We start from the raw sequence: 17290 nt of genomic DNA on the forward strand, positions 1-17290 counted from the left end.
CGGCAGCCCGACGGCGTGCGTCAGCCCGCGTCGGGCGTCGCCGCCGGCGGGGCCGAGGCCGACGCCAGGATGTCGATCACGAACACGAGGGTGTCGGTGCCGGTGATGCCCGCGGCGCTGTTGCCCTCGCTGCCGTAGCCCTGGTCGGGCGGGATCACGACGACCACCTGCGAACCGACCGTCTGGCCGATCATCGCTGCGGCGAAGCCCTTGACGACGCCCGTGGTCGGGAAGGTGCGCGGACCGCCCTGGCCCCAGCTCTGGTCGAAGACCTTGCCGGTGCCCCAGACGAGACCCTGGTACTGCACGGTGACGTTGTCGCCATCGGCCACGACCGCGCCGTCGCCCTTCTTCAGCACCTCGGTCTCGAGGGTGGTGGGCGGATCGGCCTGCGGCACGGTGACCGTCGGCGCTCCGGTGTCGTCGAGCGTCACGGTCGGGAAGCCGTCCTGAGCCGGCTGGTCTTCACCATCGGCACGAACCGGGATGATGGCCTCGACATCGGCGACCATGACCATGGAGTCGGTCGCGGCGATGCCGAGCTGGTCGTTGCCGGTGTCGCCGAAGCCCTCAGCGGGCGGGATGACCGCGACGACGCGCGATCCGACCGGGGAGCACGCCACCGCGTTCACGATGCCGGGGATGAACTGCGTGTCGTCGACGGTGAGCTGCAGCTGCGTGCCGCCGGCGTCGAGCGTCGAGAAGACCTGCTTGCCGCTGGTGCCGTTGTAGATCGTGAAGTCGATGGTGGCGACGTCGCCCTTCTGCACGACATCGCCGTCGCCCTCGGTCACGACGGTGCGCTGGGTCGTGTCGACCGTCAGCGGACCCGTGAACGCCGTCTTGGGCGCCGACTTGAAGTCACCGGTGACCGTCACGCCGTTCGAGGCGCTGCCGGATGCCGCGGGCGAGCAGTCTCCCGCGGCGCCGGTGGCCGAGGGGTCGGGGCTCGACGCGGCGCAACCCGCGAGCAGAAGTGTGGCGGCGACGGCGGCTGCAGCCAGTGCCGGAATTGAGCGCATGTTTCCTCTTCGTGAAAATCAGGGGGGATTCGAGACAGTCTTGCTCAGTCCTCTTGGTGCAAGCTGGTGACCCGCTGGGAGCGAGGTAAACGCTTGGGGTTCTGGATGCCGATCAGCGACACCAGGCCGCCCGCGAAGAAGAACACGGCCGTGACCAGCACCACCCGGTGGAACCCGATCAGGTCGAGCACCGTCATGCCGGCGATGACGCTCGCGAGCGCCACTGCGATGAGACCCGCCACCCGCGACACCGCGTTGTTGACGGCCGACGCGATGCCCGACCGGGCTGGTTCGATGGCGCCCAGGATGGCCGCGGTCAGCGGGGCGACCGTGATGGCCATCCCGAGTCCGAACACCACCACGGCGGGCAGCACCTCGGTGACGTACGGCGCCTGATCGGTGAAGCGGAGCATCAGCAGGAATCCGATGCCCGAGAGGATCGGGCCGATCGTCATGAACAGCCGCGGTCCGATCCGTCCGCTCAGGCGGCCGAACGGGCTCGACAATCCGATGAGCAGGATGCTGGTGGGCACGAGCGCGAACCCGGCCAGGGTGGCGCTGTACCCCGCCACCTGCTGCAGGAAGACCGCGACGCTGAAGAATCCGAGCGAGAGCGCACCGTAGATGAGGAAGGTCGAGACGTTGCCGACCGAGAAGTTGCGCACGCGAAAGAGTTCGAGCGGCAGCATCGGCTGAGCGGTGCGCTGCTCCCAGAGCACGAACAGCACCAGGGCGATCACGCCGACGACCAACGGCGCCATGACCACCGGCGATCCCCAGCCGAAGTTCGTCTGCTCGATCAGGGCGAACACCGGGAAGCCGAGGCCGACGATACCGAGCACCGCGCCCACGTAGTCGATGCGGGTGCCCTTCACATGCTCCAGGTCGGGCGCGAGCTTCGTGAGGAGGTAGAGCGTGATCGCGATCGGAACGACGTTGATGATGAACACGAATCGCCAGGTCAACGAATCGACCAGCACCCCGCCGATGATCGGGCCCGCGATGTTCGCCGCACTCGTGAAGGCCGTCCAGGTTCCGATCGCCCGACCCTGGCCCATCCCGGTGAAGTTGGCGAGGATGAGCGCGAGCGAGCTCGGCACGAGCAGCGCGCCGGCGATGCCCTGCAGACCGCGTGCGACGATGAGGAATTCGATGGAGGGTGCGAAGGCGCAGGCGAGCGAGGTGACGCCGAAGCCGATGAGGCCGACGAGCAGCACCTTCTTGCGCCCGTACACGTCGGAGAGCGATCCGGCCAGCAGGATGACGGCACCGAGCGTCAGCAGGTAGGAGTCGACCACCCACTGCTGCGACGCCAGACCACCGCCGAGCTCCTCGCTGATGGCGGGCAGCGCCACATTGATCACGGTCGCGTCGAGGAAGGAGATGAACGACGAGAGCACGGCGACCACGAGCACGAACTTCTGCTGTCTCGTCATCGCGGTGTTCGCCATGGACTCCAGTCAATCCCATCGGGGCGCTCATCGCGAACGGCGGCAGAATGAACGGGTGGATGCGGGGACGGATGCCCGGATGGGGGCGCGGGGCAAGAGCTGGGACGCCCGCGCCGAGCGCGCCCAAGACGCCCTGACCTCGGCGTTCGGCACCCGGCTCCGGCGAGGCGGGCTGCGCAACACGGCGCCCTGGCGACTGCGGCAGGCGTTCGCGTTCAACTACTGGTGGCTCGCTCACGCCGTCGAGGTGCGGATCGACGGCTTCACGCGCACGGGAGATCCGTCTCATCTGGAGAGCGCCCGCCGGTTGCTCCACCTGCTCCGGAGACGCAACCACGGCACCCTGGTGAACGACTATTTCGACGACATGGGCTGGCTGGCGATCGCCTTGCTCCGACTGCATGCCGTCACGGGCGACCACGGCCTGCTCGACGAGACCGTCGGCCTGTGGGAGCAGATCCGGCGTGCGGGGTGGAACGACACGTACGGCGCGTCGGTGGCCTGGCGAAGGCAGCAACCCGACTACAAGAACGCGCCCACGAACGGCGTGTTCGCACTGCTCTCCGCGCGCTTGTCCGCCGTGACCGGTGACGCCCGGTACTCCCGCGCCGCCCGTGACGCGCTGGCCTGGCTCGAGACGACGTTGGTCGATCCCGCGACCGGCATCGTCGCCGACGGGGTCAACCGGGTCGGCGACGGGCGCCGCGACACGGACTGGGTGTTCAGCTACAACCAGGGGCTCTACATCGGCGCGCTCATCGAGGCGTCGGCGCTCCCGGCCGAGGATGCGCTCGCTCGCGCCGAGCGCACCGCGGTGTCGGCCATCGCGCTGTTCGCGCCCACCGGCGTGATCCGCACGGAGAACTCCCGGCTCGACCAACGCGGCGGAGGCGACATCGGGCTGTTCAAGGGAGTGTTCCTGCGCTACCTCGGCGAGCTGATTCCTCGGCTGCCGGAGAACTCCGCCGGCCGGAGCGAACTGGAGCGCTTCGTGCGCACGAGCACGGATGCGCTGTGGGCGAGCATCCGTCGATCGCCCAGTCTGCGAGCGGCCGACGACTGGAGCCGCCCGGCACCCCGGGTGACGTTCCTGTCGACACAGCTGAGCGCCGTGATGGCGCTCGAGACCCGGGCCCGCCTCGAACGGGGCGGGGGTTAGTCGCGCGTCAGCACGTGCACCCGGAAAGCCAACGGCACGCCGCCGGCGTTCGGTCGAACGCGCACGACGGCCCGCCGCGTGAGGTCGACACCGGGCGGACCGGGGATGGGCCGGATGCCGTCGAGCTCGTCGACCATGACCTCGAACGCCGACTCGCCCGTGGTCGAATCGGCCGAGCCCGTCGTGGAGCCGAACGTGGGATCGGCGACCCCGGCATCGACGCTCACGGCGCCGGCGCGCGTGACTGCCACGGCGGTCAAGTCGACGGTGCGGCTGAGGCCCGACTGCACGGTGCGCGCATCCGCTTCGACCTCACTACGGCCGTCTCCGCCGCTGTCGGTGCCGTGCAGACTCTCGAAGCGGGCGATCGCCTCAGCCCGGAAGGCGTCGCCCAACGTGCCGCGCAGGGTGCGGCCGATCACGAACAGCTCGACCGGCTCCGCGGAGCGCTCGACCGGCTCGGCGGAGTGGTCAGGCCGCGACGACGACACGGGGCTCGTGGTGCACCGGAAAGTTCACCGAGCTCGCGATGAAGCACACCGCGTTGGCCTCGTGGTGCAGGGTCGCCATCAGTTCGTCGTCGACGGGTTCGGTGACCGTGACCACCGGATGCAGGGTGACACTCGTGAACCGGCCGCCGTCGCCCTGCTGTTCCATCACTCCCCGAGCGGCATCCGTGTAGTCGGTGACGACCACCCCGTGTTGCACGGCCACGTGCAGGAACGACAGCATGTGGCATTCGCTGAGGGCGGCCAGCAGCAGTTCTTCGGGGTTCCAGCGATCGGCGTCGCCGTGGAAGGTGCGATCGGCGGAGGCCTCGAGCGGATGCTTGCCTGCCGCGGTCACGACGCTCTGCCGGCCGTAATCGCGGTAGCCGCTGGTGCCGCTGCCACGATTGCCAAGCCAGGCCACATCGACGGTGTAGTGATGCTCACGATTCACCCCGCCATGCTATCTCCGGTGCCCAGGATGCCTGGCCTAAACTTGTCGGACTATGACTGACACCATCGACGCCTCGGCGGCCGCGCCCGCGACCACGCCCGCCACCGAGCAGGTTACGGCTCCCGTGTACACGGTCACCCAGGAGCGGAGGATCGTGACGGCGATCCCCGGTCCCAAGTCCCAAGAACTCCACCAGCGACGACTCGCCGTCGTGCCGCCCGGGGTCTCGAGCGCCCTGCCCGTCTACATCGCCAAGGCGAACGGGGCCGTGCTGGTCGACGTCGACGGCAACCAGTTCATCGACCTCGGCGCCGGCATCGGCGTGACCACGATCGGCCACACCGAGACCGCCGTCATCGCCGCCGCCGCCTCGCAACTGCAAGACGTGGTGCACACCCTCTTCACCATCACCCCTTACGAGGAGTACGTGCGGGTGGCTGAGCTCCTGGCCGAGCACACCCCCGGCGACTTCGCCAAGCGCACCGTGCTGGTGAACTCCGGCGCCGAAGCGGTGGAGAACGGCGTGAAGATCGCGCGCAAGTACACCGGCCGCTCCGGAGTCGCCGTGCTCGAGCACGCCTACCACGGCCGCACCAACCTCACGATGGCCATGAACTTCAAGGCTGCGCCGTATTCGACCGGATTCGGGCCGTTCGCGGGCGACATCTACCGCGCGCCGAACTCCTACCCGTACCACGACGGTCTGTCCGGTGCCGAAGCCGCCGCCCGCACCATCAACTACCTCGAGAAGACAGTCGGCGCGGCCGATCTCGCGTGTCTCGTCGTGGAGCCGATCCAGGGTGAGGGCGGGTTCGTCATCCCCGCCGAGGGCTACCTGCCGGCGCTGCAGGAGTGGTGCACGGCGCAAGGCGTGGTGTTCATCGCCGACGAGATCCAGAGCGGCATGGCTCGCACCGGCGAATACTTCGCGAGCACCCACTTCGGATTGGTGCCCGACATGGTGCTGACGGCCAAGGGCATCGCCGGAGGCCTCCCCCTCGCGGGCGTGACCGGCCGGGCGACGATCATGGATGCCGCCCAGCCGGGCGGTCTCGGCGGCACCTTCGGCGGCAACCCCGTCGCCGCTGCAGCCGCAGTCGCCGTGTTCGAGCAGATCGAGAAGGGCGCCCTGTTGGGCGAGGCCGCACGCATCGAGCAGACGCTCACGACGGGCCTCCGCGCGCTGCAGGACAAGTACGACATCATCGGCGAGGTGCGTGGCATCGGCGCCATGATGGCGATCGAGCTGGTCGAACCCGGAACCGGGTCGACCACCAAGACGCCGCACGCCGAGGCGGTCAGCGCGATCGCCGCGTATGCCGCCCAGCGCGGTGTGCTCATCCTGACCGCGGGAACGTACGGCAACGTGCTGCGCTTCCTGCCGAGCCTCGCGATCTCCGACGAACTGCTCGAAGACGCCCTCGCGGTGCTCGACGAGGCGTTCGCCCAGCTCGCCCGATGAGCGACGCGGCGGAGGGCGGGACTGCTGCCGCCGGCGGCCCGGGCGTGGCCGAATCGGCCGATTCCCTCGGACAACTCCAAACGACGAGCAACGCTCCGGCCTATTCGCCGAGGTCGGCCGCAGGATTGGAGAAGTCCGCGGCCGGGGGACTTTCCGAGCCCGGAACAGCGAGCTTCGCTGACTCGGTGGAGCTCGCGGTCGTCGACCGCAGCGGATTCGTGGAGTCTCGGCACGCGGGTTCCGCCGTCGTCGTCGACGCGGCCGGGGAGGTGGCGATCTCGATCGGATCGCCGGAGCTCCCCGTCTACCCGCGCTCGTGCATGAAACCGTTCCAGGCCCTCGCAGTGCTGGAGAGCGGGGTCTCGCTCGATCCGGTGCAGACGGTGCTGGCCACGGCCAGTCATGCGGCCACTCCGGAGCACGTCGCCGTGGTGCTCTCGATCCTCGATCGTGCCGGCCTCTCGACCTCCGACCTCGGCTGCCCTGCCGATTGGCCGGGAGCATCCTCCGCGCGCGACGAGGTCATCCGCGCGCACGGGCATCCGGAACGGGTGTTCATGAACTGCTCGGGCAAGCACGCCGCGATGCTGCTCGCGTGCGTCGAGAACGGCTGGGACACCGCGAGTTACCTCGACCCGGCGCATCCGCTTCAACAGCGAATCCTGTCGGTGGTCGAGCGGGAGACCGGTGAGCCGGTGGCTCATTCCGGGGTCGACGGATGTGGCGCTCCGGTGCACGCGCTCTCTCTCACCGGCCTGGCGCGGGGCATCGGGCGCATTCGCCGTGCCGACTCCGGCCCGGCGAAGTGGCTGACCGACAGCATCCTCGCGAACGGCTGGGCCATCGACGGGCCCGGGCGTGCGAACACCGTGGTGATCGACCGGCTCGGCGTCGTGGCGAAGCTCGGCGCGGAGGGCGTGATGGTGATGGCGACGCCCGACGGCGCCTCCGTGGCCCTGAAGATGCTCGACGGCAACCTGCGCGCGGCGTCCTTGGTGGCCCTGACGCTGCTGGCCCGCCATGGGTCGCTCACGACTGAGCAGGTCAGCGGCATGACCGATCTCCTCGACCTCACCGTCTCCGGCGGGGCCGACCCGGTCGGCCGCATCCGGGTGTCGCCCGAGCTGTAGCTGTTGCTGTTGCTGTAGCTCAGCCCTGTTTGGCGAGGCGCTTGGCTCGCGCTGCCCGGCTCACCTGAGCCACCACCACGATCACGATCGCGAGCAGGAAGACCGCCGACGCGATGACGTTCACCTGCGCCGGAATGCCGCGGGCCGCCGCGATGTAGATGAACTTCGGGAAGGTGTCGACCGCGCCCGAGTTGAAGTTCGTGATGATGAAGTCGTCGAAGCTCAGCGCGAAGGAGAGCAGGGCGGCCGCCGCGATACCGGGCAGCAGCAGCGGGAAGGTGATGCGCCAGAACACCTGCGAGGGTGAACCGTAGAGATCACGGCCGGCCTCTTCGAGCGCGGGGTCGAGGCTGGCGACCCGCGCTTTCACCGTCACCACCACGAAGCTGATGCAGAACATCGTGTGCGCCAGGATGATGGTGACGAGCCCCTTCTCGGCCCCGATGGTGAGGAACTGCGCGGCGAGACCGGCACCGAGGACGACCTCCGGGGTCGCCATCGGCAGGAAGAGCAGCAGGCTGATCGACGATCGGGCACGGAACCGATACCGCACCAGAGCGATGGCGATCAGTGTGCCGAGCGCGGTGGCGATGACGGTGGCGACGACCCCCACCAGGATGCTGTTGCCGAACGCCTCGCAGAGCCCCTGCGTGTTGCAGACCGTGAGCCACTTGTCGAAGGTGAAGCCCTGCCAGGCGATGTTGAGCTTGCCGGAGTCGTTGAACGAGAAGATGAAGGTGTAGGCAATCGGGATGAGCAGGAACAGCAGGGCCAACGCCGTGTAGATGGGAAGCCCGATTCCGCCCATCCGGAACCGTCGACGCGACGCGGGTGAGGGCTCGAAGGAGGCCTGCTCGAAGGCCTTGGCCGGCACGGCACTGGTCATATCAGGTCCTCCGTTCCGGAGCGGCGCACGTAGAACCCCACGATGACGAGGATCACGGCCATGAGCACGATCGACAGTGCCGCGGCGATCGGATAGTTCTGCAGCACCAGGAAGTTCGCCTCGATCGCGTTTCCGACCATCGCCGTCGACGAACTGCCGAGGAAGTCGCGGCTGGCGTTGATGTAATCACCGGCCGCCGGGATGAAGGTCAGGAGCGTTCCGGAGACGATTCCGGGCATGGACAACGGAATGGTGACCTTGCGGAATGTGGTCCACGGGCTCGCGTAGAGATCGGCGCCCGCCTCGATGTAGCGGGTGTCGAGGCGTTCGAGCGTGGCGTAGAGGGGCAGGGTCATGAACGGGATGAAGTTGTAGGTGAGCCCGAAGATCACCGAGAAGGCGGTGCCGGTGAGATGCCCGTCGGAGGGCAGCACCGCGATGGACTTGAGGAAGACGACGATCGGCCCCTCGTCGGACATGATCTGCTTCCAGGCGAGCGTGCGGAGCAGGAAGCTGATGAAGAACGGTGCGATGACCAGAGTGAGCATGAGGCTCTGCAGCAGCGGCCAGCGCCGGGCCTTCACGCCGATGAAGTACGCGATGGGGTAGCTGATGACCAGCGCGAGCACGGTCGCGATGAGCGCGTAGCCGAACGACCGCAGGATCAGGGGCCAGTACTCCCCCAGGGCGTCGGTGTAGTTCTGCCACTGGAACCCGGTGGTGAATTCGCCGATGTCGCCGTCGAGCACCGGCTGCTGGAACGAGGTGATGACGAGCGAGATCAGCGGCGCGAGGAAGAACAGCACCAGGTAGAGGATGCCGGGCAGCAGGAGCACAAGCGCGATGAAGCTCCGCTTGCGCGGCACCGGAGGGGCGACGGCTTGCGACGAGAACGCGGTGAAGGCCACGACCCCGCCCTACGCCTGTTCCAGCTCTTCTTCGAGCGCCGCCCGGCGCTGCACCGCGATCGATTCGGTGGAGTCGTCGGGCGCGAACCGGGGAGCGTCGGCCGGGTCGTCTTCGAGTCCGAACCCGTGGTCGGCATTCCACGAGATCCACACCTCGGCGCCCTCGTGAACGACCGGGCCGAACACCATGTTCTGGGCGAAGACGGTGAGTTCGGCGACCCCCGGAACCGCGACGAGGTATTGCGTGCTGACTCCGCTGAACGAGACATCGGTGACGCGGCCGGGGCCGAGCACGTTGCGGCCGGCTTGCGGTGTCGGAGCCTCGGTGAGCAGGGAGACCTTCTCGGGCCGCACGCCGATGGTGACCTGGCCGGCGTGCCTCTTGGCACGCGCTCGGGGCACGGTGATGGGCACCCCGGCGACGTCGACCACGATGGCGTCGGCCGAAGTGCCGGTGACGGGGCCGGTGAACAGGTTCGACTGGCCGAGGAAGTTCGCCACGAACGCGGTGCGCGGCAGCTCGTAGAGTTCTTCGGGAGCCCCCATCTGCTCGATTCGGCCTTTGTTCATCACGGCGACGGTGTCGGCCATGGTCATGGCCTCCTCCTGATCGTGCGTCACGTGCAAGAAGGTCAGGCCCACTTCGGTCTGGATGGTCTTCAGCTCGAGCTGCATCTGTCGCCGGAGCTTCAGATCGAGGGCACCCAGGGGCTCGTCGAGCAGCAGGAGCGCGGGACGGTTGACGATCGCCCGGGCGAGCGCCACGCGCTGCTGCTGACCGCCCGAGAGCTGCGAAGGCCGTCGCGTGGCGAGGTGGTCGAGTTCGACCAGTTTCAGCGCCTCGTGCGCCTTGGCCACCGGATCGCCGACCTTCCGTCGCCGTAGCCCGAACGCCACGTTCTCGAGAATAGTCATGTGCGGGAAGAGCGCATACGACTGGAAGACGGTGTTGACCGGGCGCTGGAACGGCTTGGTCGAGGTGACGTCTTTGCCGCCGATGAGGATCCGCCCGGCGGTGGGCTCCTCGAGACCTGCCACCAGCCTCAGCGTGGTCGTCTTTCCGCACCCGGAAGGGCCGAGAAGCGCGAAGAAGGACCCAGCCGGGATCGAGAGGTCGAGCGCCTCGATGGCGGTGAAGCCCGGGAACCGTTTCGTGATGCCGACCAGTTCGAGGTCGGCGCCCTTGTCGGCGAACGATGCGATGGCCATCAGCTGCCCAACAGCACCTTCTGGAACTGCGCCTGGTAGTCGTTCTCCTCCTGCGGTGTCAGGGTGCGGAACACGTGCACCGTGGAGAGCGTCTCTTCGTCTGGGAAGATCAACTGGTTCTCGGCGAGCTCGGGGTCGAGCGCGATCGCGGCCTCTTTTGCTCCCACCACCGGGGTCACGTAGTTGACCCAGGCCGCGAGTTCGGCGGCGACCTCCGGCTCGTAGTAGTAGTTCATGACCGCTTCGGCGTTCTCTTTGTGGGCCGAGCCCATCGGCACCACGAAGGTGTCGTTCCAGAGCGTGCCGCCGGCATCCGGGATCGCGAACTCCCACTTGTCGCCGGCCTGGGCGTTCAGCGAGGTGATGTCGCCCGACCAGCAGATGGCGGCGAAGGTGTCTTCGCTCTGCAGGTCGTTCAGGTAGGCGTTGCCCTTGATGTTGCGGATCTGCCCGTCGTCGACCTGCTTGGTGAACTGGTCCATCGCGTTCGCGTACTCGTCGTCGCCCCACTCGCCTGTGATGTCGACGCCCTGCGCGAGCATGATGAGACCCATCGTGTCGCGCATCTCGGAGAGCACGCCCACGCGGCCCTTCAGAGCCGAGTCCCACAGGTCGTCGACGCTCTTCAGCCCATTGGGCACCTTCTCCTTGTTCCAGCAGATGCCGGCGAAGCCGCCCTGCCAGGGCAGCGAGAGATGACGGCCCTCGTCGAAGTCGGGGTTGGCGAACGACGGACTCAGGTTCGCGATGTTCGGGATCTTGGCGTGATCGAGTTCCTGCACGTATCCGTTCCGAACCAGGCGGGCGACCATCCAGTCGGTGAGGCACACCGTGTCGGCCCCGATGTCCTGCCCCAGCGCCAGCTGGTCTTTGACCTTGGCGTAGTAGCTGTTGTTGTCGTCGACGGCCACGTTGTAGGTGACGGTGATGCCCGACTGGTCTTCGAAACCCATGAGAGTCGGGTAGTTGCCGGCGTCGTCTTCATCCATGTACGCGGGCCAGTTGTCCCACGTGAGCGTCTTCTCGGTCGCCGAGACGTCTTTCGCGGGCGTCAGCTCTTTCTTCTCGCCGGTCGAACAGGCGGCGAGCGCCAACGCCGTGGCGCCGAAGCCCGCGGCGCCGAGGAATCCGCGACGGGAGAGTGAGAGCGCACGCGCACGCTGCACGGCCTGGGAGTGCCGGATCGCCTGCAGGATCATCGGGTCTTGTGGGGGTCTCAAGGTCATCCTCTTCACGCTTTCCTCTAAGGGGCCAGGCCGTGTGCGAGCCACGATTCCGGGAGGCTGTGGAGCCCGGAAAATGGTAGGTCTGATATTGGCACACGAGGTGCTCGATTCGACAGCATCCACGACGAAAACCAGCACATCGAAACAAACTCTTTACGAAATCAGTGCCACAGCAGCGGAATGACCTCCGTTTTCGTCTGCCCGGGCATGCCGACCAGTACGCTCGCGGCCACGCATCCGTGCTGCCTCGAGGAGGGCAGGGAACTCGGCACGCGAAGTCAGCAGGCAACGGACGCGAATTCGCGCATCAGCGTGGAGAAGCGCCCACGGCACATCGTCGATCGTGAGCCGAGGGGTGTCGCCGTTCGGCGTCGGCGGCGGCGGCCTGACGGTCTCGTCGGTGACCAGCGCCACCACGGGAACGTCGTCGATCGTGATGCGGTCATCGGCCCTCAGGAGCACGGGGGCAGCGCACTGGGCGGTCAGCTGCACGATCAACGACCGTGCGACAGCGAGGACGGGTTGACGCCCACCGACCACCAGCAGACGGGCGTCGGAGGCGCCGAGCGCGAGCGGCACGGGTTCGCCGTGGGCGGTGAATCCGAGGCGGACGACGCGGGAACGGGGCTGGTGGGTCATGCACCCAGTCAACGCGACGGGCTCCCCGTGCCGGCGGCACGCATCCGATCTGTGGAGAAGAATCGGTTCGGGGCGGATTGTGGAGAACTCACCGCGTCAGTGCACGTCGAGGTACTGGTCGCCGATGCCGATCCGGGTGCCGCGGGGCACGCGCATCCGCTCCCCCGGAACGAGATCGATGGGGTCGACCAGATCGAGCCCCAGTCGGGTTCCGTTCGCCGACCCCCGGTCGGCGATCCAGAGCCGGTCGCCGTCGACCCCGAATTCGAAGTGGGTCTTCGAGACGCTGCGCTCCGGGTCGACGATCTGCACGAGGTATTCGAACGACTCGCCCTCGCCAGCCGCCGGATTGCGCCCGACGAGACCGCTACCCGAAACGCGGATGCTCTCTCCCGTGCTGAACACCAGACTGAACAGGGGACCGCTGCGGGAGACCGCGGCGGGGTCTGCGGGCGACGGCGCCTCAGGAGGGGCTGACGGGGCGGCATGCGCGGGCGCGGAGGCGGCATGCGCAGGAACACCGTGCGCGTGAGGGGCGGCCGGCTTCGAGGAGACGTGGGCAGGAGCGGCGTGAGCCGGCGCCGATGCGGACGCCTCCCGCGCCATCGCCTCGAGCAGCGCCCGGCGATCGTGCCGTTCCGTGTCACCGAGCGTCGGACGCGGTGCGATGGCGGAAGTGCCGCACTCACCGCAGAGCAATGCCCCCGCGGTCAACGTCGTGCCGCACGTTCTGCACTTCACCGGATGTCCCGCCTCTTCTCTCCCCTGCCATGATACGTGCGCAACGACCGCGTCGACACTCGCGCCGAGAGCCGCGCGAACCACCCTCGCGACTCCAGCAGACGCCGGCGCTCGGCGTCGGAGGCCTCCCAGATCTCCTCGATCTCGCGGTCGGGCGGGTCGGTGGGAGCGTAGACCGCACCGTCGATCCGTTCGGCCAGGAGAACGGCCGAATCGCCGCCGAGCGACCGGGCGGCCTCGCGCCGGGTCGCGTTCGCCGGGGGTGCCTCGGCGACGTCGCGTGCCGCATCCACCAGTTCCGCCCAGCCACCGGCCGCGCGGGCTCGGGCGGAGCCCTGGGTGCGCCGGCGGGTGCGCCGCTTCTTCTTCAAGGCGAGCACGATCAAGAACGGGGCGAGCACGATCGCGATCACCGCGAGCGAGAGCACCGCCACGAGCGCGATCCGCAGCACAGCGGCGAACACGTCGTCGTCGGGAGCCGGCTCGTCGTCTTGCTGGAGCGGGGCCGCCTCCACCGGGTCGTCGGGGTCGTCAGCAGCCGGCGGAACGACGTCGGGCGGCTGCACCGCGGTGGAACTGTCGTCCCGTTCGGCCTCCGGGATCGGTCGGGGCTCCGGCGCCGCGTCGAAGGGAACCCAGCCTTCTTCGGCGGTGTAGACCTCGGTCCAGGCACTCGCGTCCCGGCCCCGGACGTCGACCGGCGCACCGGCCGCACCGGGTCCACCGGGTCCGCCGCCGGAGTCGCCGTCGCTGGGCACGGTGAACCCCATCGCCACACGCGCCGGGAATCCGGCGGCTTCGGCCAGCAGGGCACCCGCCACCGCGTACTGCTCGTCATCGCCGAGCATCGGCGACACCGTGAGGAGCTCCTGGATGCGGTCGGCCCCGTGGCCGGATCGGCTGAACACCTCCCCGTCGCCCGAGCCGGAGAGGTAGCCGGTGTGGAGTCCCTCGACGATGCCGGAGAGCCGCTCTCCAGGCGAGCCGGACGCGGGCGCCCACTCGGCCACCCGCACGGCGACCGCATCCGGAACCGCCTCGCTCTGCGCGGGCGGCGTGGCGCCGGGCGTCAGTTCGGCGAGATCGACGGATGTCGACGCTGCGGTCGCGGCTGGCGCATCCCGCGTGGTGAGGGTGTAGGAGTCTCCCTCTCGAAGCCCGGCGGTGTCGGCGACCGTGGCGAGGGCAGCGCTGAAGTAGAGCGAATTCTGAAGCGCCTCGGCGCCTGGTCCTGAGAACGAGATCGCCACCGGATCGCCCGTCGTGGGAACCCAGACCGAGTCGTAGTCCCCGACCCGGATCTCGGCCGTGCTCGTCGATCCCCCACCAGGCGATCCCCCGAACCCCGCATTCGTGCCCGATCCGCCGAGGCGCTCGGGCACGCGGGAGAACAGCGCATCCGAGTCCTCGGCACCGCCGACGTTGTAGACCACTCCGTCGTAGTCGTTCATCCGCGCCAGAACGATTCGCGAGCCCGACGCTGCACCCGTGACGGTCAGCACCACCGAGTCGGCCAGCGGTTCTTTCGAGTAAGCACGGAATCCGGAGAGCGGGCTCGGATAGTCGCGGGCATCGAACGGCTGCTCGACCGCATCCCGAGCCACCACGCGGTCGGGAGCGGGGAGCGCGACCGTCACACCGACGGCCACCACGAGTCCGGCCGCCACGACCCCCGCCGCAGCCGCCACCGCCCGCCCGGGCACACGGATGCGCGACACGACGAGCCAAGCGACGGCGACGGCGGCGAACAGTCCGCCGACCGCGATCGGAGCGAATGCCACCGCCCCGCCGAACGCGATCCCGCCGATCAGAACGAGGGCGGGGATCGCGACGGCGAACGCCGGTCGAGAAACCCGGGTGGCGACCGACACGCCGAGCACCGAGGCGACGAGGAGGGCCACGAACACAGGAACAAGCAACGCTTGGTAGTCGCCCACCGGCAGCTCGATGGTGAGCAGCTGCCGCCAGCCGGCCGCGGTCGTGACGACGAGATCGGCGAGGCCTGCCGGGGTCGGAAGAACTCCCCAGAGGGCCTTGGCCGGCACAGCGAGCGGCACGCCGAGCAGGAGCCAGGCGACGAGTGTCGCGAGAAGCACCAGGTGACTCGGCCACGACCAGCGGGCGCCCGCGGCTCCGAGGGCGATTCCGACGGTGACGGTGACCAGCGCGAGCAGCACGAAGGCCGGCGACTCGTAGATCGGCCACCAGGCCGCTGCGGCCACCAGAGTGAGCATCTCGAACACGATCGCCGCCGCCACGATGCGCCCGGTGGGCATCCGATCGCCCGGGCCGCTCGGCGCCCGGCTTGACCGTCCGCCCCGAACCGCAGCTGGCGCGCTCACGCGCCCACCGCCCGCGTGAGAGTGCGCACGAGGTCGTCGAGGTAACCGATCCGCGTGATGCGGAGCGAGTCGATGCGCACCAAGGTCGCCTCCGCCTCGGGTTCGGCGATGACTGCGACCACCTCGACACCGATCGCGAAGTGCGAGGCGGCCGCCCTCAATTGGCGAGCCGTGACCGTCGATCCGCACGCGAGGAAGACCACCGAGGCATCCGGGGCCGACTCGCCCACCGACCGGGCCACCGCGGGCACGCGCGCGGCCCGCGCAGAGCCCGACTCCTCGATCGCACTCAGGTCGTCGAGCAGTTCTCGCGGGGTGCGCACGCGGAGCCGCGCCCCGCCCTGAGCGCGTCGCCTCACACCCTCCCCCGCGAACACCGAGACCGTCGTGCCGTCGGAGATGGCGCGCACCCCGATCGAGCCGACCACACTCACCGCGAGCTCGAACTCCTCGTCTGAGGCGTAGTCCGCCGCACTCAGCGACTGCACCACGATCAAGTGACTCCGCCGGGTCTGCTCGAACTGGCGCACCAGGAACGCCCCGGTCTTCGCCGTGCTCTTCCAGTGGATGTGCCGCCGGTCGTCGCCCGCGACATAGGGCCGGAGCGCATGGAACGACATGTCGCTGTCGGTCAGGTCGGCGGTCGGGATGCCTTCGAGGTCGCGCAACAGACCGGTGGTGCTGACGGGGAGCGACACGATCGTGGGGTGAACGTAGAGCTCAGCGGTGTCCGACCGCACGGATTCGCGTCGGGCGAGGCCGATCGGATCACGTCGCACGATCGTCACCGGACCCACGGTGATGACACCCCGCCGCACCGTCGGAACCGAGACGAGCACCTCGCGGGACTCCCCTGCCGCGAGCGACGGTAGGCGAATGATCTCCGTACGGCCGCCCACCACGAACTCCGCCTGGTGCGCTCGTCGGCTGCGCGTCGCGTCGTTCGTGACACGCACCGCCACCGTGGCCGCCTGGCCCGCCACGACCCGGCGGTCGAGCACGTCGATCTCGATCCGGCCGCTCGACCGACCCACCAGGAAGGCCGCCGCGACGAGTGCGACGACCAGCGCCACCAGGCCGACGACGACCAGCTCCGTCCAGCCGAAGGCGATTCCGCAGCCGAGGCCCACGAGGGCCATTCCGACGACGACCCACCCGCTCGATGCGATCGAGACCGGCAGCCGGCGCTCGCTCATGCGGCCGAGACGTCCCCGGGCGGCGGGACGTCGAGCAGGATCTGCGAGATGACGCCGAGCGAGGTCACCCCGTCGAACTCGGCCTCGGGGTCGAGCACCAGACGGTGGGCGAGCACGGGGCCGGCGAGCGACTTCACGTCGTCGGGCACCACGTAGTGCCGTGCATCGGATGCCGCGTAGGTCTTCGCCGTGCGGATGAGCGCGAGCGCGGCTCGCACACTCGCCCCCAACCGCGTTTCCGAGGCGTCGCGGGTGGCCTGCACGAGCCGCGAGACGTAGTCGTTGATGGTGGGGTCGACGTGCACCGTGCGTGCCTCGGCGGCCAGCAGGGAGACGCCCTCCGCGGTGATGATGGGCGGCAAGGGATCGCCGTGCGCCTTCTGCGTCGCTCCCTCGAGGATGCGCAGGGTCGTGGCGTGGTCGGGGTAGCCGATCGAGGTCTTGATGAGGAAGCGGTCGAGCTGCGCTTCGGGCAACCGGTAGGTGCCGGCCTGCTCGATCGGGTTCTGCGTTGCGACCACCATGAAGGGCTCGCCGACCGGATGCGCGCGGCCGTCGACCGTCACCCGCCCCTCCTCCATGACCTCGAGCAGTGCCGACTGCGTCTTGGGCGACGCCCGGTTGATCTCGTCGGCGAGCACGACGTTCGCGAAGATCGGGCCGGGGTGGAAGGTGAACGCTCCGCTGTTCTGGTCGTACACGCTGACGCCCGTGATGTCACCGGGCAGCAGATCCGGGGTGAACTGGATGCGGCTGCTGGTGCCGCGCACACTGTCGGCGAGCGCCCGGGCGAGCGAGGTCTTGCCGGTGCCCGGGGCGTCCTCCAGCAGCAGGTGACCCTCGCTGAACAGCGCTGTGAGCGCCAGACGGATCACGTGCGACTTGCCGTGCAGCGTGCGTTCGACGTTGCTGGTGAGGCGATCGAAGACGTCGGCGAATCGCGCCGCCTGCTCGGTCGTCATCGTCATGTGCGCACC

Annotated in this window: 16 protein-coding genes; 3 read left to right on the forward strand and 13 right to left on the reverse strand. The window is 68.9% G+C overall.

Annotation, left to right across the window (positions count from 1 at the left end):
- Positions 1-20 precede the first annotated feature (20 nt).
- A complete protein-coding gene (locus N1027_RS17235; protein WP_259509462.1) occupies positions 21-1022 on the reverse strand; it encodes an FKBP-type peptidyl-prolyl cis-trans isomerase in 1002 nt (333 codons plus the stop codon).
- Between the two features lie 44 nt (positions 1023-1066).
- Positions 1067-2458, reverse strand: a complete 1392-nt coding sequence (locus N1027_RS17240) for a DHA2 family efflux MFS transporter permease subunit (protein ID WP_259509463.1) — start codon at positions 2456-2458, stop codon at positions 1067-1069.
- Between N1027_RS17240 and N1027_RS17245 the strand changes: the two genes are divergently transcribed.
- The gene (locus N1027_RS17245; protein WP_259509465.1) at positions 2406-3632 is read left to right on the forward strand and encodes a glycoside hydrolase family 76 protein; all 1227 of its coding nucleotides are present in this window, start codon (positions 2406-2408) and stop codon (positions 3630-3632) included. The two genes, N1027_RS17240 and N1027_RS17245, sit on opposite strands and share 53 nt — an antisense overlap.
- Here N1027_RS17245 and N1027_RS17250 read toward each other — a convergent pair.
- Positions 3629-4123: a hypothetical protein gene (locus N1027_RS17250; protein WP_259509467.1), complete on the reverse strand. Its 495-nt coding sequence runs from the start codon at positions 4121-4123 to the stop codon at positions 3629-3631. The genes N1027_RS17245 and N1027_RS17250 overlap by 4 nt on opposite strands.
- Entirely contained in the window at positions 4104-4574 is a 471-nt protein-coding gene (locus tag N1027_RS17255) for an OsmC family protein (protein WP_259509469.1), read from the reverse strand. Before N1027_RS17255 ends, N1027_RS17250 begins: the two co-directional genes overlap by 20 nt.
- Positions 4575-4626: 52 nt before the next feature.
- On the opposite strand from N1027_RS17255, the gene gabT reads away from it, so the two are divergent.
- The gene (gene gabT / locus N1027_RS17260; RefSeq protein WP_259509471.1) at positions 4627-6036 is read left to right on the forward strand and encodes a 4-aminobutyrate--2-oxoglutarate transaminase; all 1410 of its coding nucleotides are present in this window, start codon (positions 4627-4629) and stop codon (positions 6034-6036) included.
- On the forward strand, positions 6033-7166 hold the full coding sequence (locus N1027_RS17265) for an asparaginase (protein ID WP_259509474.1): 1134 nt from the start codon (positions 6033-6035) through the stop codon (positions 7164-7166). Before gabT ends, N1027_RS17265 begins: the two co-directional genes overlap by 4 nt.
- 19 nt (positions 7167-7185) lie before the next feature.
- Here the strand turns inward: N1027_RS17265 and N1027_RS17270 are convergent, their stop codons facing one another.
- From N1027_RS17270 to N1027_RS17310, 9 genes are all read right to left on the reverse strand, one after another.
- Positions 7186-7974: an ABC transporter permease gene (locus tag N1027_RS17270; protein WP_259510463.1), complete on the reverse strand. Its 789-nt coding sequence runs from the start codon at positions 7972-7974 to the stop codon at positions 7186-7188.
- Positions 7975-8048: 74 nt separating this feature from the next.
- Entirely contained in the window at positions 8049-8960 is a 912-nt protein-coding gene (locus tag N1027_RS17275) for an ABC transporter permease (RefSeq protein WP_259509477.1), read from the reverse strand.
- Between the two features lie 9 nt (positions 8961-8969).
- Positions 8970-10169, reverse strand: a complete 1200-nt coding sequence (locus tag N1027_RS17280) for an ABC transporter ATP-binding protein (protein WP_259509479.1) — start codon at positions 10167-10169, stop codon at positions 8970-8972.
- The gene (locus N1027_RS17285; protein ID WP_259509480.1) at positions 10169-11395 is read right to left on the reverse strand and encodes an ABC transporter substrate-binding protein; all 1227 of its coding nucleotides are present in this window, start codon (positions 11393-11395) and stop codon (positions 10169-10171) included. The genes N1027_RS17280 and N1027_RS17285 overlap by 1 nt, the downstream gene beginning before the upstream one ends.
- A 153-nt stretch (positions 11396-11548) precedes the next feature.
- Complete coding sequence (locus N1027_RS17290) at positions 11549-12034, reverse strand: hypothetical protein (RefSeq protein WP_259509482.1); 486 nt, start codon at positions 12032-12034, stop codon at positions 11549-11551.
- A 96-nt stretch (positions 12035-12130) separates the two neighbouring features.
- Positions 12131-12775, reverse strand: coding sequence for an FHA domain-containing protein (locus tag N1027_RS17295; protein ID WP_259509484.1), 645 nt, complete (start codon positions 12773-12775; stop codon positions 12131-12133).
- Entirely contained in the window at positions 12772-15051 is a 2280-nt protein-coding gene (locus N1027_RS17300; RefSeq protein ID WP_259509486.1) for a transglutaminaseTgpA domain-containing protein, read from the reverse strand. Before N1027_RS17300 ends, N1027_RS17295 begins: the two co-directional genes overlap by 4 nt.
- Positions 15052-15113: 62 nt before the next feature.
- A complete protein-coding gene (locus tag N1027_RS17305; protein WP_259509488.1) occupies positions 15114-16313 on the reverse strand; it encodes a DUF58 domain-containing protein in 1200 nt (399 codons plus the stop codon).
- The gene (locus N1027_RS17310; protein WP_259509490.1) at positions 16310-17281 is read right to left on the reverse strand and encodes an AAA family ATPase; all 972 of its coding nucleotides are present in this window, start codon (positions 17279-17281) and stop codon (positions 16310-16312) included. The genes N1027_RS17305 and N1027_RS17310 overlap by 4 nt, the downstream gene beginning before the upstream one ends.
- Positions 17282-17290 lie beyond the last annotated feature (9 nt).

This window comes from Herbiconiux aconitum, from assembly GCF_024979235.1.
GTDB classification, from domain to species: domain Bacteria; phylum Actinomycetota; class Actinomycetes; order Actinomycetales; family Microbacteriaceae; genus Herbiconiux; species Herbiconiux aconitum.

Bases quoted from the DNA above. Each gene is read 5' to 3' on its own strand.
- N1027_RS17235 (WP_259509462.1), bottom strand. From the start codon at position 1,022: ATGCGCTCAATTCCGGCACTGGCTGCAGCCGCCGTCGCCGCCACACTT.
- N1027_RS17245 (WP_259509465.1), top strand. From the start codon at position 2,406: ATGAACGACGAGAGCACGGCGACCACGAGCACGAACTTCTGCTGTCTC.
- N1027_RS17240 (WP_259509463.1), bottom strand. From the start codon at position 2,458: ATGACGAGACAGCAGAAGTTCGTGCTCGTGGTCGCCGTGCTCTCGTCG.
- gabT (WP_259509471.1), top strand. From the start codon at position 4,627: ATGACTGACACCATCGACGCCTCGGCGGCCGCGCCCGCGACCACGCCC.
- N1027_RS17265 (WP_259509474.1), top strand. From the start codon at position 6,033: ATGAGCGACGCGGCGGAGGGCGGGACTGCTGCCGCCGGCGGCCCGGGC.
- N1027_RS17270 (WP_259510463.1), bottom strand. From the start codon at position 7,974: ATGGGCGGAATCGGGCTTCCCATCTACACGGCGTTGGCCCTGCTGTTC.
- N1027_RS17280 (WP_259509479.1), bottom strand. From the start codon at position 10,169: ATGGCCATCGCATCGTTCGCCGACAAGGGCGCCGACCTCGAACTGGTC.
- N1027_RS17285 (WP_259509480.1), bottom strand. From the start codon at position 11,395: ATGACCTTGAGACCCCCACAAGACCCGATGATCCTGCAGGCGATCCGG.
- N1027_RS17290 (WP_259509482.1), bottom strand. From the start codon at position 12,034: ATGACCCACCAGCCCCGTTCCCGCGTCGTCCGCCTCGGATTCACCGCC.
- N1027_RS17300 (WP_259509486.1), bottom strand. From the start codon at position 15,051: ATGCCCACCGGGCGCATCGTGGCGGCGGCGATCGTGTTCGAGATGCTC.
- N1027_RS17305 (WP_259509488.1), bottom strand. From the start codon at position 16,313: ATGAGCGAGCGCCGGCTGCCGGTCTCGATCGCATCGAGCGGGTGGGTC.
- N1027_RS17310 (WP_259509490.1), bottom strand. From the start codon at position 17,281: ATGACGATGACGACCGAGCAGGCGGCGCGATTCGCCGACGTCTTCGAT.